The 15042-nt window shown below is 62.8% G+C and carries 15 protein-coding genes; 3 read left to right on the top strand and 12 right to left on the bottom strand.

What is annotated here, in order from left to right; translation table 11 throughout:
• The first annotated feature begins 54 nt into the window (after positions 1-54).
• The gene (locus TR61_RS02715; protein ID WP_050928016.1) at positions 55-1242 is read left to right on the top strand and encodes a BaiN/RdsA family NAD(P)/FAD-dependent oxidoreductase; all 1188 of its coding nucleotides are present in this window, start codon (positions 55-57) and stop codon (positions 1240-1242) included.
• A gap of 115 nt (positions 1243-1357) precedes the next feature.
• Here the strand turns inward: TR61_RS02715 and murD are convergent, their stop codons facing one another.
• From murD to TR61_RS02700, 3 genes are read right to left on the bottom strand one after another with little or no spacing between them, the layout of a single operon-like run.
• Positions 1358-2767: a UDP-N-acetylmuramoyl-L-alanine--D-glutamate ligase gene (murD, locus tag TR61_RS02710; protein WP_050928015.1), complete on the bottom strand. Its 1410-nt coding sequence runs from the start codon at positions 2765-2767 to the stop codon at positions 1358-1360.
• A 52-nt stretch (positions 2768-2819) separates the two neighbouring features.
• Positions 2820-3227 carry an ACT domain-containing protein gene (locus TR61_RS02705; protein WP_050928014.1) on the bottom strand — a complete coding sequence of 136 codons (408 nt, stop codon included), beginning with the start codon at positions 3225-3227 and terminating at the stop codon, positions 2820-2822.
• The gene (locus tag TR61_RS02700) at positions 3221-3874 is read right to left on the bottom strand and encodes an SDR family NAD(P)-dependent oxidoreductase (protein WP_050928013.1); all 654 of its coding nucleotides are present in this window, start codon (positions 3872-3874) and stop codon (positions 3221-3223) included. Before TR61_RS02700 ends, TR61_RS02705 begins: the two co-directional genes overlap by 7 nt.
• Positions 3875-4298: 424 nt before the next feature.
• Between TR61_RS02700 and TR61_RS02690 the strand changes: the two genes are divergently transcribed.
• Positions 4299-4550: a hypothetical protein gene (locus tag TR61_RS02690; RefSeq protein WP_050928011.1), complete on the top strand. Its 252-nt coding sequence runs from the start codon at positions 4299-4301 to the stop codon at positions 4548-4550.
• Positions 4551-4659: 109 nt separating this feature from the next.
• Here TR61_RS02690 and mraY read toward each other — a convergent pair whose 3' ends face one another.
• From mraY to TR61_RS02645, 9 genes are all read right to left on the bottom strand, one after another.
• Positions 4660-5781 (bottom strand): phospho-N-acetylmuramoyl-pentapeptide-transferase, encoded by a 1122-nt coding sequence (mraY, locus tag TR61_RS02685; protein WP_050928010.1) that lies wholly within the window; start codon positions 5779-5781, stop codon positions 4660-4662.
• A 36-nt stretch (positions 5782-5817) separates the two neighbouring features.
• Complete coding sequence (locus tag TR61_RS02680; protein ID WP_050928009.1) at positions 5818-7245, bottom strand: UDP-N-acetylmuramoyl-tripeptide--D-alanyl-D-alanine ligase; 1428 nt, start codon at positions 7243-7245, stop codon at positions 5818-5820.
• On the bottom strand, positions 7242-8723 hold the full coding sequence (locus tag TR61_RS02675; RefSeq protein ID WP_050928008.1) for a UDP-N-acetylmuramoyl-L-alanyl-D-glutamate--2,6-diaminopimelate ligase: 1482 nt from the start codon (positions 8721-8723) through the stop codon (positions 7242-7244). The genes TR61_RS02680 and TR61_RS02675 overlap by 4 nt, the downstream gene beginning before the upstream one ends.
• Positions 8724-8741: 18 nt before the next feature.
• Entirely contained in the window at positions 8742-10526 is a 1785-nt protein-coding gene (locus TR61_RS02670; RefSeq protein ID WP_050928007.1) for a peptidoglycan D,D-transpeptidase FtsI family protein, read from the bottom strand.
• Positions 10523-10888 (bottom strand): cell division protein FtsL, encoded by a 366-nt coding sequence (ftsL, locus tag TR61_RS02665; RefSeq protein ID WP_050928006.1) that lies wholly within the window; start codon positions 10886-10888, stop codon positions 10523-10525. Before ftsL ends, TR61_RS02670 begins: the two co-directional genes overlap by 4 nt.
• Positions 10885-11880, bottom strand: a complete 996-nt coding sequence (gene rsmH, locus TR61_RS02660; RefSeq protein ID WP_050928005.1) for a 16S rRNA (cytosine(1402)-N(4))-methyltransferase RsmH — start codon at positions 11878-11880, stop codon at positions 10885-10887. Before rsmH ends, ftsL begins: the two co-directional genes overlap by 4 nt.
• 2 nt (positions 11881-11882) lie before the next feature.
• A complete protein-coding gene (gene mraZ, locus TR61_RS02655; protein WP_082181816.1) occupies positions 11883-12386 on the bottom strand; it encodes a division/cell wall cluster transcriptional repressor MraZ in 504 nt (167 codons plus the stop codon).
• Positions 12387-13014: 628 nt separating this feature from the next.
• Positions 13015-13347 carry a gamma-glutamylcyclotransferase family protein gene (locus TR61_RS02650; RefSeq protein WP_050928003.1) on the bottom strand — a complete coding sequence of 111 codons (333 nt, stop codon included), beginning with the start codon at positions 13345-13347 and terminating at the stop codon, positions 13015-13017.
• Positions 13344-14414 carry an Mrp/NBP35 family ATP-binding protein gene (locus tag TR61_RS02645; protein ID WP_050928002.1) on the bottom strand — a complete coding sequence of 357 codons (1071 nt, stop codon included), beginning with the start codon at positions 14412-14414 and terminating at the stop codon, positions 13344-13346. Before TR61_RS02645 ends, TR61_RS02650 begins: the two co-directional genes overlap by 4 nt.
• Before the next feature lie 218 nt (positions 14415-14632).
• On the opposite strand from TR61_RS02645, the gene TR61_RS02640 reads away from it, so the two are divergent.
• Entirely contained in the window at positions 14633-14848 is a 216-nt protein-coding gene (locus TR61_RS02640; protein WP_050928001.1) for a DUF1127 domain-containing protein, read from the top strand.
• Positions 14849-15042 lie beyond the last annotated feature (194 nt).

Here is a 15042-nt window from a genome sequence, read left to right as displayed (position 1 = left end):
CGTGCCAGCCTTATCCGCTTGCCATGGGTGTCATTTCGCGGCACCTCGCGGGGCATGGAATTCGACACGATCATCATTGGCGCAGGTGCGGCCGGCATGATGTGCGCGGCGCATGCGGGCGGGCGCGTTCTGGTGATCGACCATGCGAAAGCGCCGGGTGAAAAGATCCGCATCTCGGGCGGTGGGCGGTGCAATTTCACGAACCTTTATGCAGGGCCCGAAAACTTCCTGTCGGAAAACCCCCATTTCGCGAAATCGGCCCTCGCCCGCTATACGCAGTGGGATTTCATCGATCTGGTGAACGCCCATGGCATCGCCTGGCATGAAAAGACGCTGGGGCAGCTCTTTTGCGACGGCAAGTCCACCCAGATCGTGGCCATGCTGGTGGAGGAGATGGAGCGCGCGGGCGCACAGCTTTGGCTGAACACATCCATCAGGGACCTATCCCACCGCGACGGTCATTTTGCGCTGGATGTAGAGCGGGAGGGCGCCCGCCTCAGCCTGAGGGCTCGGGCGCTGGTGCTGGCTTCGGGCGGCAAGTCAATCCCGAAGATGGGGGCCACGGGCTTTGCCTATGACGTGGCACGACAGTTCGGATTGCCAGTGACCGAAACACGGCCCGCCCTCGTGCCGCTGACCTTTCCTGACAAGCGATTTGCGGATCTTTCCGGTGTGTCGGTCCCGGTGCGGGCCTCTAATGCACGTACCGGCTTCGAGGAAGGAATGCTCTTTACGCATAGGGGGTTATCAGGGCCTGCTATCCTCCAGTTGTCGTCCTATTGGCGCGAAGGGGAGGAGATTTCGATCAATCTCGCGCCGGGCCTTGATCTGTTCGCCGCCCTACGCACCCAGCGCCAAAACGCCGGACGGGTTCAGGTGAAAACGGCCCTTGCCGCGCATTTACCCGCGCGGCTGGTAGACCACCTTTCCCCTGCGCTGAAGCTGGAAAAGCGATTGGCTGATGTGTCCGATACGCGCCTATCCAAGATTTGCGCGGCGCTGACCGACTGGCAGCTTTTGCCCTCGGGCTCCGAAGGCTACCGTACGGCGGAGGTGACGCTGGGTGGCATCGCGACGGAGGGCTTCTCCTCCTCTACCATGGAATGCAAGACCGTCCCTGGCCTCTATGCCATTGGCGAGGCGATGGATGTCACGGGCTGGCTTGGGGGGTACAACTTCCAATGGGCCTGGGCCTCGGGCCATGCCGCAGGCCAGGCCATTCACGTTGCGCAGTCCAATTGAGCGCCTGCGGCGCATTCTTTTGATTTTGTTGCCTCCGGCGGGGGTATTTTCCGCCAGAAAGAAGCAGGGGCGCTGTGCGGCTTCTTTCTGGCTAAAAAATACCCCAGAGACCGCTCTACCCTTCGCGGGCGTCCAGACGGGTGCGCACTTCGCGTGCGAAATCCTCGCCCCGCTCTTCGAAGTTGTTGTATTGATCAAAGCTGGCCGCTGCTGGGGCCAGAAGGACGGTGTCGCCTTCTTCCGCATCAGCCATCGCCTGGCGCACGGCCTCTGCCATGGTGGTGCAGACCTCCGCCTCCACATCCAGTTGAAGCGCGAAACCGGCTGCTTCGCGACCGATGACATAGGCTTTTTTGACCGAACCAGTGGCCGCGTTCAGCGCCTGAAGCCCGCCTTCCTTTTCGAGCCCGCCGCAGATCCAGCGGATCGACGGGAAAGCAGCCAAGGCCTTGATTGCGCTGTCGATATTGGTGGCTTTGCTGTCGTTGACATAGCGCACCCCGCCCGCTTCGGCGATGAGTTGGCTGCGGTGGGGCAAACCCGCGAAACTGCGCAGACCGGCCTCGATCGCCTTGGGGGACAGACCAAGCGCGCGGGCAGCAGCGTAGGCCGCGCAGGCGTTCTGGTGGTTGTGAACCCCGGGAAGCCCTGCGATATCGCGCAGATCGATGGACGCGACCTGGCGGGCTTTGCGCTGTTCAACGAGGAAGCCTTTGCGCGCAAAGACCGACCAGCCTGGCCCCGAAAGCTTTCGCGCGGACGAGATGCGGATCACCCGATCATCGCCCGGGCCTTCGGAGAGTTGGCCGGCAAGGAACCGCCCTTCGTCTTCGTCCACGCCGATCACGGCGCGGTCGGGACCGCCTTCGGAGAAGAGGCGGCGCTTGGCGGCGAAATATCCGCCCATGCCTGCGTGACGGTCCAAATGGTCAGGGGAGAGATTGGTGAAGACCGCCACGTCTGGCGTCAATGCACGGGCCAGTTCGGTCTGGTAGCTGGAAAGCTCCAGCACGATCACATCGCCGTCGCCGGGCGGGTCCAGATCCAGCACGCCGCGGCCGATATTGCCTGCCAGTTGGGCCGTTTTTCCTGCGTTTTCAAGGATATGGTGTAAAAGCGCCGAGGTCGTTGATTTGCCATTCGATCCGGTGATCGCGACCACGCGCGGCGGGGTGTCGAAGCGATTCCAGTCATTTGTGGCCAGCGATCGGAAGAACAGGCCGATGTCGTTGTCGACGGGCACGCCCGCGTCCAGAGCGGCGGCGATCACCGGGTTTGGCGTGGGATAGAGATGGGGGATGCCGGGCGAGGTGATGAGCGTCGCGACGCCGTCGAAAGCGCCTTGTTTGCGCAGGTCGGTGACGGTGAAGCCTTCGGCCTCGGCCGCCTCGCGCGCGGCTGGATTATCGTCCCAGACCAAGGGTTTGGCGCCCCCTGCGGTCAAAGCGCGGGCGGCGGTCAGACCAGAGCGGCCCAGGCCCAGAACGGCCACCTGTTGATCCTGAAATCCTTGGACGGGAATCATCTGCCACCTCGCCTTTTCCTTGGCCTGACAGTGGCTTGGGCGGCTGCCGGGTTCAAGATGCGGCCGCGCGCGCCGTGAGGATGGCCAGCGCCTCATCCGCCATATCCTCTGGCACAAAGGCGTGGTCGTGGTGATAGCCTGCCACCATGTTGCAAGGGATGCCGTGATCCGCGAGCGCGGTCGCGACGGCGGTAGTCAGGCCCACACCGTCCAGCGCGGAATGGACCTGCAGCGTGATCTGCACCATGGGCAGTGTGGTGTCGAAGCCTTCGGTTTTCGCCAGATCGAGGGGGAGGATCAGAGACATCCCCTCGCCTTCCTGAAAGCTGGCCAAAGCCTTTGAAATCAAACGCTTGGCCTGCTCCTGATCGGCAGTTGTGCAGAAGATGAACCGGCCGTTGGCGCGCGTCGGGGCCATGGCCTGGATCATGGCTCGGGTGTCCTTGACGGGGGTTACCATGGGATCGGGCTCCGGTCGCGGAAGAAGCCGCCGGTGGGGCCGTCATCGGGCAGGCGCGCGAGCCAGAGGGCAGTGTCGGCGCCTTCCTCGGGCGTGCGGGGGGCCGAGGCGCCGCCCATGCGGGTATGGACCCAGCCGGGGCACATGGCGTTGATCTTGATGCAGTCCGGCAGATCGCGAGGCAACGCGAAGGTGAGCGCGTTCAGCGCCGCTTTGGCGACGCCATAGGCGCCCGGCCCCTCCATGCCTTCGGAAAACGCGCCCCAGCCGGAGGAGACATTGACGATGCGGCCCCAGCCCCGCGTTTCCATATGCGCCCGGCAGGCGCCGATCAGGTGATAGGGGCCGTGCAGCATGATTTGCATAGAGGTTTCAAAGTCTTGCGGGTATTCCATCATCGAGGTTTCGATAAGAATTCCGGCATTGTTGACCAGCACATCGATGCCATTTGCCTTGGTCAGCGCCGGGCCGAAGGTGTCGGGATCTTCGAGATCCAGGTGCACCCAGTCGCAATCAAGTTCCTGCGCAGCCTGACGGCCTGCCTTGGGATCGCGCGCGCCGATGATGACGCGGTGATCGGGGCGCAAGCCTTTGGCGATGGCATAGCCGATGCCGCGATTTGCACCGGTGATGAGAGCGGTTTTCATGGGGAAACATGTAGCGCGCGGTGGGGAACGGCGCAACGCGCGGCGGCGGGAACAGCGCGGGGCTGCGTTCGGTGGGGTTAACGCCTGTGTTTTAAGGAAAATCGCTGTGCACAGGGCGTGCACAACGCGTGCACAACCCGTGCACCGTCTTGTGCACCGGATCGTGGTTAATGCGGCGAGCGGTGGGAAAGGTCAGCGGTCGGTTAATGGGTGGATGGTGCGTGAGTTGGGTGAATGGAAGGGGCGAATGAGGGCTTTGAGCCCAAATTACTGGATGCTGCGTCATACACCAACGTCCGCTACTTTGGACGTGGTCAAAAACGAAAAAAAAGATCAAATGGAGTTTTTCCAAGGGTTGGTGCCGCAGACCACATTGTTCAAATTTTCTAGGGCGCTTAAGGAGCAGGTCTGCTAGACTGGCGACATGCAAATCTGGGTCGTAGAAAAGAAGATTGAAAGCAAGGACGGGACACGCAACGTCGAGATACGCGTGAGCCCCGACCGCAAGTTCTTCCGTTACTACGAAAATGTTTGGACAAAGGTCAGCGAGGATGAGCTACTTTTCCACCCCGATGGAGGCTATTGGTCTTGTCCAGAAATGTCAGGCTACTATGCCAGTCTCGAAGACTGTGAACGTGGCGCGCGCGCTGATCTCGGTTGGCTAGAAAGTCGCTAATCTGTCAAAACCCACACGTTATTGCCTCCGGCGATGACGGCCGATTTTGGCAAGGTGTATTCTGAAAGCCGCCGTTGGTTCAACCGCAGCGATTTGGCGCTTTGTCCCGTTACCTCACCTTCAGCGTGGCCAATCCGATCATCGCCAGAATGAGCGAGATGATCCAGAAGCGGATCACGATCTGGGGTTCGGCCCAGCCTTTTTTCTCGTAATGGTGGTGGATCGGGGCCATCAGGAAGACGCGTTTGCCGGTGGCTTTGAAATAGGCGACCTGGATGATGACCGACAGCGCCTCGACCACGAAAAGGCCGCCGACGATGGCCAGGACCAGCTCGTGCTTGGTTGAGACCGCGATGGCGCCCAGCGCCCCGCCAAGGGCCAGCGATCCGGTGTCGCCCATAAAGACGGCTGCGGGCGGGGCGTTGTACCACAAAAAGCCCAGGCCCCCGCCGAAGAGGCCGGCGCAGAAGATCAGGATTTCGCCCGTGCCGGGGACGTAGTGCACGTCGAGATATTCGGTAAAATCGACCCGGCCCACGGCATAGGCGATGATGCCAAGGGTGCCGGCGGCGATCATCACGGGCATGATGGCGAGGCCATCAAGGCCATCGGTGAGGTTCACCGCGTTGGCCGATCCCACGATCACGATCATGCCGAAGGGGATGAAGAACCAGCCCAGATTGATCAGCACGTCCTTGAAGACAGGCAGCGCAAGGCGACCTGACAGGGCGTCGTAATCCTCGACCCGCGCGAGCAGATCGGCGTCGTTGATGCCGTGCGCATACATCGCCCAATAGGTGGCAATGCCTGCAATCGCAAAGCCCGCCAGAAGGCGCACGCGGCCCGGAACGCCCTTGTGATTGCCTTTGGAGACTTTGGCGTAATCGTCCAGAAAGCCGATCAGGCCAAAGCTGAGCGTGACGAAAAGAACAAGCCAGACAAAGGGGTTATCCCATCTGGCCCAGAGCAGTGTCGAGGTGACAAGCGCGCCCACGATCAGAAGGCCGCCCATGGTGGGCGTGCCGGCCTTGGCGAAATGGCTTTCGGGGCCGTCATCGCGGATGGGCTGTCCCTTGCCTTGCCGTTTGCGCAGCACGTTGATCAGGGGACGGCCGAAGAGAAAGCCGAAGATCAGCGCCGTCATGAAGGCCCCGCCCGCGCGGAAGGTGATATAGCGGAAGAGGTTGAAAACATCCCCTCCGTCAGACAGCGCGGTCAACCAATAGAGCATATAACGGGGTCCTGACTCAGTATCTTGTGTATGGCGTCATGTTGACGAGGGGCTTTGGCCCATTTTGCGGATCGCGTCAACGACAACGCCCAATCCGGTGGAGAGAGAGGCCTTGACCAGCACAACATCGCCACTGTCGAGCCGGGCGCGGATCTTTTCGGCCATCTCGGCGGCGGTGTCGCAATGCAGGCCGCGTTTGTCTTCAGGTAGCGCGGCGTGGAGCGCGTTCATCAAGGGGCCCACGGTGTGTAGCTTGTCGATCGCCGCCATTGAGGGAAGTCCGGCAAGGGCTGCATGCATATCGCGTTCGGCCGCACCCAGTTCCTTCATATCGCCCAGAATGGCGATGCGGCGGCCCTTGCTGACCCGGCCGGTCTTGTCGCGCGGGGTGGAGGCGGCCAGCACGTCCAAAGCGGCGCGCATGCTGTCGGGGTTGGCGTTATAGCTGTCGTCGATCAGCGTGAGGGCGAGGTTTTCGTCTGCCGCGTCCAGCTGGATCACCTCGCGCACGCCCCGGCCCTTATAGGGGCTCCACCGGCCCAAGGATTGGGCGGCAAGCGCCATGTCGGCGTTGAGGGCGTCCACACAGGCCAAAGCGCCCAGCGCGTTCATGGCGAAATGGGTGCCCGGCGTGTTGAGTTTGAAAAGGAGTGGATCGTCGCCTGCCATGGCTTTGATCACGGTGACCTCTCCCTGCACCTTCACGTCGGTCAGTGTGAACTCCGCCGCCTGCCTGCCAAAGCCGATGGTCTGCGCACCCACGTCCTGCGCTTTTCTGTGCAGGAGGCCGGAGAAGGGGATATCGGCATTCAGAACCGCCGCGCCGCCGGGGAGAAGCCCGTCGAGGATCGACGCCTTTTCGATGGCGATCCCTTCTTCATTGGGGAAGTTTTCCAGATGGGCTTTGCCCACGGTGGTGATCATCGCCACATGGGGTTGGGCCATTTTCGCCAGCGGGGCGATTTCGCCGGGGTGGTTCATGCCGATCTCGATCACCGCGTATTCGGTGTCGCGGGGCATGCGCGCCAGCGTCAGCGGCACACCCCAGTGGTTGTTGTAGGACGCGACCGAGGCATGGGTCTTGCCCTGATCGCCCAGCATCCTGGCGATCATTTCCTTGGTGGAGGTCTTGCCGACCGATCCGGTGATTGCCACGACCTGCGCAGATGTGCGCGCGCGCGCGGCGCGGCCCAGTGCTTCGAGCGCGGTTTGCACATCATCGACGATCAGGAGGGGGGCATCGGGGTCCACACCGTCCGGAATGCGCGAGACCATGGCCGCGCCTGCCCCTTTATCCAGCGCCTGCGCCACGAAATCGTGACCGTCGCGGGCAGCCTTAAGCGCCACGAACAGATCGCCCGGTTCGATCGTGCGGGTGTCGATGGAGATGCCTGTGACCTCCCAATTGCCCGTGGCGCGGCCACCTGTGGCAGCGGCGGCTTCCGATGCGGTCCAAAGGCTCATGCGATCCCCCCGTCCAGTGCGGCCACGGCGACCGAGGCCTGTTCCACGTCATCGAAGGGCAGGATGTCGTCACCGACAATCTGGCCCGTCTCGTGCCCCTTGCCCGCAATCAGCAGCGCGTCGCCCGGTTGCAGGGCATCGACGCCGCGCAAGATCGCCTCAGCCCGGTCGCCCACTTCGATGGCATCTGGCGCACCGGCCATGACGGCGGCGCGAATGCCGGCGGGGTCTTCGCTGCGCGGGTTGTCGTCGGTAACAAAGACGATGTCGGCGTTTTCATGGGCGGCTTGTCCCATCAGCGGACGTTTGGTCGTGTCGCGGTCTCCCCCTGCCCCGACAATCGCGATCAGCCGACCGATCACATGCGGGCGCAGGGCTTTCAGCGCCGTGGCGATGGCATCGGGCGTATGGGCGTAATCGACATAGACAGCCGCCCCGTTTGCACGGGTGGCGGCAAGCTGCATGCGGCCGCGCACGGTGGTCAGGTGCGGGAGGGTTTCGAACACGCGGTCAGGCTCCTCCCCGGCTGCGATCACCAGACCGCAGGCCAGCAGGATGTTTTCCGCCTGAAAGCCGCCGATCAGGTTCAGCCGCACCATCTGCGGATTGCCCCGGAAGGCAAAGCGCAGGTCCTGGCCCGTTGCGTCAAAACGCTGGCCCAGCAGGTTCAGATCGCCCATGCCTCGTCCTACGGTCAGGATCTCTTGTCCGCGGGCGGCGGCGATGGCGCGCATTTCCACGCCTTTGGGATCTTCGAGATTGATCACAGCGGTGCCGTCTTCGGGCAGGACGCGGCGGAAAAGACCAGCCTTGGCGGCGAAGTATTCGTCGAAATTCGCGTGGTAATCGAGGTGGTCCTGGCTGAGGTTCGAAAACGCGGCAGCCTTGATCTGCACCGCATCGAGGCGGCGTTGGTCAAGGCCGTGGGACGAGGCCTCCATCGCGGCGTGGGTGATGCCGTGTTCCACGGCTTCGGCCAGGGTGCGGTGCAACGTGATGGGTTCCGGCGTGGTATGGGCCAAGGGGGCCGTCCACGCACCTTCGACGCCGGTGGTGCCCACATTGACGGCGTTGTGGCCCAGTTCCGTCCAGATCTGGCGCACGAAGGTGGCGACCGAGGTTTTGCCGTTCGTTCCGGTGACCGCGACCATGGTGCCGGGCTGCGCGCCGAACCAGATGGCGGCGGTGAAGGCCAGCGTCTCACGCGGGTCTTCGGACACGATCAGGGCCGCGTTGGAGGCCGCGAGTTCAGACGCCGCAATCCGCGCCCCTTCGCTGTCGGTCAGGATGGCGGCGGCCCCCATTCGCAGGGCGTATTGGATGAATTCGCCCCCATGCACGCGCGAGCCGGGCAAGGCTGCGAACAGGAAGCCGTCCTTGACCTGTCGGCTGTCGACGGCAAGGCCCGTGATTTCAGGATCGCGTCCGCCCTGGGCGGTGAGCGCCAACTGGCTGAGTGTCTGTGCCGGTCTGCCCATGCGCCCCCGCTGACAGTGTTAATTTGATGTCAGCGTTATAGCAGCGCGGGGGCCGGGCTCAAGCTGCGGCCTGATGCCCAGAAGGGGTGCGATGCGGGCGATCATTTCAGCGGCCACGGGCACGGCGGTCCAGCCTGCGGTGCGGCGCGGTTTGTCGCCCGAGGTCTCAACGGGTTCATCCAGCGTCACCACCAGCACATATTGCGGATCATCGGCGGGGAACATCGACGCAAAAGTGGCGATCACCTTGTCGTCGTAATAGCCGCCACGCGCTTTGGGCTTGTCGGCGGTGCCGGTCTTGCCCCCAACCGGATAGCCGGGAACGTGGGCGAAACTGGCGGTGCCGTCAGTAACCACCTTGCGCAGGATCTTCTGGCTGGCCTTTGCCACCTCTGGCGAGAGCACCCGAGGACCGTATTGGGGCCCGTTCTGCTTCAAGATTGTCGGGCTGACATAGTGACCACCATTGGCAATCGCCGCATAGCCTGCGGCCAGATGCATCGGCGTGTTCGACATACCATGGCCATAGGAGATGGTCACCGTACTGAGTTCACCCCAACGCTGGGGGAACAACGGCTGACCACCTGCGGCCTCGACGATCTCGAACGGGGTGGGGTCGAGCATGCCAAGATTCGACAAAAACTCTTTCTGGCGCGTCGGACCGATCTCCAGCGCCATGCGGCCCGTGCCCCGGTTGGACGAGTTCACGATGATGTCGGCGACAGACAATTTGCCATAGTTCTTGTTGCGAAACTCGCCAATGGGAAAGCCACCGATCCGCATCGGACCAGAGGTGTCGATGATCGTGTCGGGGTTCACGAGACCCAGCTCCATCGCCTGGGCGGCGGCGAAGATCTTGTAGGTAGAGCCCAGTTCATAGACGCCCTGCACCGCGCGGTTGAAAAGAGGGCTGTCGGACGGATCGCCTTCGGTGGGTGGGCGGGGACGGTCGTTCGGGTCGAAATCGGGAAGCGACACGACCGAAATCACCTCGCCCGTATGCACATCCATCAGTATCGAGGTCGCGCCCTTGGCGTTCATGATCCGCATGCCGCCGTAAAGCACCTGTTCCGCAGCGGCCTGAATGGTGAGATCCAAAGACAGCTGCAGCGCCTTGCCGCCATTGGCCGGGTCGCGCAGGAACTGGTCGAATTGCTTTTCGACGCCGGCTACGCCAATGACCTCGGCCGCGCTGACGCCTTCCTTGCCGAAGGACGCACCGCCCAGCACATGGGCGGCCAGCTTGCCATTGGGGTAAAGGCGCATCTCGCGCGGGCCAAACAGGAGGCCCGGTTCACCCAGATCATGCACAGCCTGTTTCTGTTCGGGGCTGATCTTGCGTTTGACCCAGACGAATTTGCGTTTGCCGGTGAACTGGCGGTGCAGTTTTTCGCGATCCAGATCGGGGAAGATTTCGGCCAGTTTCTCGGCGGCACCTTCCGGATCGATCATCTGCGGCGGCTGGGCGTAAAGCGCGTGGGTTTCGAAATTGGTGGCCAGAATGCGGCCATGGCGGTCGACGATATCGGCGCGTTGGGCCGCGATCTGAGCGCCGGGGGCCTGGGCGCGCGGCTCCATCGGCTCGGACATGGCGACAAGGCCCATCCGGCCGCCGATGACCATGAAGGCGCAGAAAAAGAACAGCCCCAACACCAGAAGGCGGCTTTCGGCACGCGCGCGGGCGCGGTCCTGCATTTCCTCGTGACGCAGGCGGATATTCTCGCGTTCGATGGCGTCTGGGTTTTCGCCTTTGCGGCGGGCTTCAAGAATTCGGGCCAGAGGGCGAAGGGGTGTACGGATCATGGGCGGACCTCTCCTGTGTCGCCCATATCGCCGCGGTCCATGACCTCGACCGGGTTGGTGATGGGCAGCGGCTCTTCGGGCGGGAAGGCAACCTCGTCGACGCGGCCGAATTGGTCGGCGCGCAGCGGCAGAAGGCCCAGACGGTCGAAATTCAGATCGGCCAGTTCGCGCAGGCGTTCGGGGCGGTTCAGGTACGCCCATTCGGCGCGCAGCACGTTCAGGCGCGCGTGGGCCTGCCCCACCTCGCGCTGAAGATGCTGCAGATCGTCAAGCGCGGTCTGGGTCTTGTAGTTCTCGCGATAGGCCCAGAAGGCAAGGCCCATCACGGCAACGGCGGTCAGGATGTAAAGAAAGGTTTTCATCGCCTCTGCCCCTCCAGCATGGGCATTGAAATGGATTTGGCGTCAATCGGGCCGCTGGGCGCGTCGGTGCGGATGCCCACGCGCAGCTTGGCGGATCGGGCGCGCGGGTTTTCGGCCAGTTCGCGGTCGTCCGGGCCGATGGCCTTGCGGGACGGCAAGGTGAACTGCGGTTTGGCCTCTTCCGCCTCGGGCGCATAGCGGTTGGCGCGGCCGGTCTGGCCGCTGCGGGCTTGGAAAAAGCGTTTGACCATACGGTCTTCGATGGAGTGGAAGGTGACGACGGCCAGCTTGCCGCCGGGCTTCAAAGCGCGTTCGGCTGCCATAAGACCTTGGAAAAGCTCACCATATTCATCGTTTACGGCTATGCGCAGGGCCTGGAAGCTGCGCGTGGCAGGGTGACTTTGACCAGGCTTGGCGCGCGGCAGGCAGCTTTCGATGATCTCGGCAAGGCGCAGGGTTGTGGTGATCGGCGCCTCGGCCCGGGCGCGGGTGATGGCGCGGGCGATGCGGCGGCTGGCGCGTTCTTCGCCATAGTGGAACAGGATGCTGGCCAGGTCTTCTTCGGGGGCGGTGTTGACCAGATCGGCGGCAGAGGGGCCCTCCTGGGACATGCGCATGTCCAGAGGCCCCTCTTTCATGAAGGAAAACCCGCGTTCGGCCTGATCAAGCTGCATCGAGGACACGCCCAGATCCAGAACCACGCCATCCAGATCCGTGGCGTATTCATCCATTTTCGAGAAGACACCATGCCGCAGGATCAGCCGGTCGCCATAGTCGGCCACCCAGTCGGCGGCCATGTCAAAGGCCAGGGGATCGCGGTCGACGGCGATCACGCGGTCGGCCCCGGCATCCAGCAGCGCGCGGGTATAGCCGCCCGCGCCGAAGGTGCCGTCCAGCCACGTGCCCTGCACAGGAGCAATCGCTGCCAGAAGCGGACGCAACAGGACAGGGATATGGGGGGCGCTGTCATCAGGACGGGCAGCAGCCGCCATCCTTACCCCTCCTCTATGCCGTCGAGATAAATGAGAGGATCGACATCCTCGGGCAGCTCATCGAGCCAGGCTTCGGTGCGGGCAAGCTCCTCGGCCTCGTAGGTCTCGGGCTTCCAGATCTGGAAGGTGTCGCCTGCCGCGATGAAGAACGCCTCGTCATCAAGCCCGATCTTGGCGCGGAGCTTGGCGGGCAGGACCAGACGCCCGGTTTCATCCACGGATGTGGGTAGCGATTGGCCCTGAAAGAGCGTCGAGAGCATTTTGCGCTGGACCGAGCCACGCGGAAGGCGGTCGATCTTGGCATCGACCTCTTCAATCGCTTCGATCGTGTAGCATTCAAGATAATTGCGGCGGTGATCGCCATAGACGATGACCAGTTCGGGGTTCTTGCCGGTTTCCCAGGACGGGTCGGAGGCTTCGAGCACACGGCGAAAAGAGGCCGGGATCGACACCCTACCCTTGCTGTCCACCTTGTGGTGGCTTTCACCTCTGAACCTTTTTGCCAAGGTCCTGTCCCTTTTTCTCCGCGCCCCCGCGAATTCGTCCCCCTTGATGAGAAAACGGCGGGTTGATCAGCTGCCATTGATCAACCCGCCGCCCTCGTCCCGCCTAGCGGGGTGTCCAGCTGCGCGCGCCACCTGGGGGGATGTCTGCTCGCCCGCGCGCCGGATCTCGGTGTCAGATAAAAGCGTGTGCCTGTATGAAACCTGCTTAGTCTTTTGTTTCGGTGGGGTCGTTTGGTGCCCCGAGTGCCGCTGCCTATCTGATATATTAGGGATGACATGGGAAATCATGGAAATCAATAAGAATTTGAGGGAAATTGCACCGGATGTTGTTTTTGAAGGCTGGTCGGAACAAGATATTGTGGCACATTTTCAGCGAATTTTGGCTCAATTTGTTTCTCAGTGAAAAATAAACACAATATATAGTCGCACCACCCCCGCCGGAAAACTTCCCATGATTTCCCCGATTTTTCGGGGCGAACGCTAAGAAACATGTGATTTTGGGGGGAGTGGAGAGAGATTCAGCAGGAAATTCCCACCCTAAGGCGCGTGATTCGTCGCAAATCACCAGGGCGAAAGCACCTTGCCCCACGATTTCCCGTGTGTCCCATGATCTCCCATGGGAGGGCGGTCAGGCCCGCAATGCGTAGAGAAAGGCGCTGAGCCTGCCCTGATCGGTGATCACCTCTGCGATGACGCGCAGATAGGCGGGCCCCTCGAACCGATCGAGCCGCCCCCAATGATCCGGCAGATCCGGCGATTGAAATAGCTGCACGGGTACCGGATCGGCCAGGGTGTCGAGGGTCAGGCCGGGATAGCCGTGCGCGGGGCCACTGGGGATCACGGTCAGATGGCCGCGCACATGGCCCGCGATCCAACGGCCTGACAGGCCCGCCAGCTGATCGGCATGTTTGCGTCCCGGCGCCAGCGTGCCGTAGGCCGCCAGACGCGTGTCTGCGCTCACGCCATGCCGCCCTGCACCAGCCGGTCGGCCAGCTGGGCATAAGCCTGCGCCATTGGGCTGTCGCCCGCCGCGATAGGTGTGCCGCCATCGCCCGCAAGTCGCGTGTCGAGGTCGATGGGCAGCTGCGCCAGAAGCGGGACGCCCATCTTTTCGGCCTCGGCCGCGACACCGCCCTGCCCAAAGATTTCATGGGTCGTGCCGCAGGTCGGGCAGGTGAACATCGACATGTTCTCGATCAGGCCCAGGACAGGGGTTTTCAACGTGTCGAACATGTTGAGCGCCTTGCGCGCATCCAGAAGCGCCACGTCCTGCGGTGTGGAGACGACGATCGCACCGGTGAGTTCCGACTTGGTGCACAGCGTCAGCTGCACATCGCCCGTGCCCGGCGGCAGGTCGACAAGAAGCACGTCCAACTCACCCCATTCGACCTGCCCCAGCATCTGCTGGAGCGCGCCCATCAGCATCGGGCCACGCCAGATCACGGCCTTGTCCTCCTCGAGCATGAAGCCGATGGACATGAGCGTGACGCCATGGGCGTGCAGGGGGATGATGGTTTTGCCGTCCGGGCTGGCGGGGCGTTTGTTGATGCCCATCATGCGCGGCTGCGAGGGGCCGTAGATATCGGCATCAAGCAGCCCCACCTTGCGGCCCTGTTTGGCCAGCGCCACGGCGAGGTTCGCGGACACGGTGGATTTGCCCACCCCGCCCTTGCCCGATCCGATGGCAATGATGCGCTGCACGCCCGACGGTTTCGTGGGCCCGGCCTGGGGTTTCGGGTGCCCGCCGATCTTGAGGCTGGGCGCCGGCGGCTTTTCGGCGGGTCCATGCGCTGTCAGCACGACCGAGGCTTGGGCGACGCCGTCAAGCTGCATCACGGCCGCCTCGACCGCCTTTCGCAGCGGCTCCATCTGCTGGGCGATGGCGGCGCTTGGGGCCTCTATCACGAAGCGGACCACATCCCCCTCGACGGTGAGTGCGCGAATCATGTCGCGCGAGACAAGCGTGCCGCCATCGGGCAGCGCGAACCGTTCGAGTGTTGAGAGAATCTGGTCCTTGGTGATTTGCATGCTGCTGACCTTTCTATCTTGCCGCCCCTTTAAGTGGCGAACGTTGCGTCAGGTGCAAGGCGTCCCGGGCAATTCGCCCAAGAAAAATGCAATGCGCTTAGGAAATCACCAGATCACCCATGCGATTTCTGCATAGCAGCATTTCACATGCAGGTATTGTGCACCTGCAGCATAAACCTATTCTAATATCCACAAGCAGAGAGCCACAGGCCGGAACGATGACCACACTGACCGAGACCACCCAAAGCGCTTCCCTCCGCAATTGGGGTCTAGCGGGTAAGTGGCAGGATCTTCAGGCCCGGTTTACCCGCTGGCGGCTGTATCGCCAGACGCTGGGTGAAATGGCGTCTCTGTCAAACCGGGAGCTGGCCGATCTGGGCCTGCACCGGTCGGAATTGAAACGCGTGGCCCTCATGGCCGTGTACGAAAGTTAAACGGATCAGGCCCCTCTCCTCCTCCCTGGGGTCTGTGATCTGCGGCGGCATCGCTTCTCCTCCCTAGATGCCGCCGCTTTTTATATCGCCGGGCACGCCCGGCACCGTGATGGACACCAGGCCGCTCCTCCTCCCTGGTTTGGTGTCTCAGGCGCGCGGCCCGCTCCTCCTCCCTTGGGCTGGCGCGCACACAA

The organism is Aestuariivita boseongensis (assembly GCF_001262635.1).
GTDB classification, from domain to species: domain Bacteria; phylum Pseudomonadota; class Alphaproteobacteria; order Rhodobacterales; family Rhodobacteraceae; genus Aestuariivita; species Aestuariivita boseongensis.
The sequence above is the reverse complement of the archived record's forward strand: the minus strand, read 5'-3'. Positions and strand labels throughout refer to the sequence as shown.

What these genes read in the sequence shown, in the direction of transcription:
- TR61_RS02715 (WP_050928016.1), top strand. Translation starts at nt 55, where the DNA reads ATGGAATTCGACACGATCATCATTGGCGCAGGTGCGGCCGGCATGATG.
- murD (WP_050928015.1), bottom strand. Translation starts at nt 2,767, where the DNA reads ATGATTCCCGTCCAAGGATTTCAGGATCAACAGGTGGCCGTTCTGGGC.
- TR61_RS02705 (WP_050928014.1), bottom strand. Translation starts at nt 3,227, where the DNA reads ATGGTAACCCCCGTCAAGGACACCCGAGCCATGATCCAGGCCATGGCC.
- TR61_RS02700 (WP_050928013.1), bottom strand. Translation starts at nt 3,874, where the DNA reads ATGAAAACCGCTCTCATCACCGGTGCAAATCGCGGCATCGGCTATGCC.
- TR61_RS02690 (WP_050928011.1), top strand. Translation starts at nt 4,299, where the DNA reads ATGCAAATCTGGGTCGTAGAAAAGAAGATTGAAAGCAAGGACGGGACA.
- mraY (WP_050928010.1), bottom strand. Translation starts at nt 5,781, where the DNA reads ATGCTCTATTGGTTGACCGCGCTGTCTGACGGAGGGGATGTTTTCAAC.
- TR61_RS02680 (WP_050928009.1), bottom strand. Translation starts at nt 7,245, where the DNA reads ATGAGCCTTTGGACCGCATCGGAAGCCGCCGCTGCCACAGGTGGCCGC.
- TR61_RS02675 (WP_050928008.1), bottom strand. Translation starts at nt 8,723, where the DNA reads ATGGGCAGACCGGCACAGACACTCAGCCAGTTGGCGCTCACCGCCCAG.
- TR61_RS02670 (WP_050928007.1), bottom strand. Translation starts at nt 10,526, where the DNA reads ATGATCCGTACACCCCTTCGCCCTCTGGCCCGAATTCTTGAAGCCCGC.
- ftsL (WP_050928006.1), bottom strand. Translation starts at nt 10,888, where the DNA reads ATGAAAACCTTTCTTTACATCCTGACCGCCGTTGCCGTGATGGGCCTT.
- rsmH (WP_050928005.1), bottom strand. Translation starts at nt 11,880, where the DNA reads ATGGCGGCTGCTGCCCGTCCTGATGACAGCGCCCCCCATATCCCTGTC.
- TR61_RS02645 (WP_050928002.1), bottom strand. Translation starts at nt 14,414, where the DNA reads ATGCAAATCACCAAGGACCAGATTCTCTCAACACTCGAACGGTTCGCG.
- TR61_RS02640 (WP_050928001.1), top strand. Translation starts at nt 14,633, where the DNA reads ATGACCACACTGACCGAGACCACCCAAAGCGCTTCCCTCCGCAATTGG.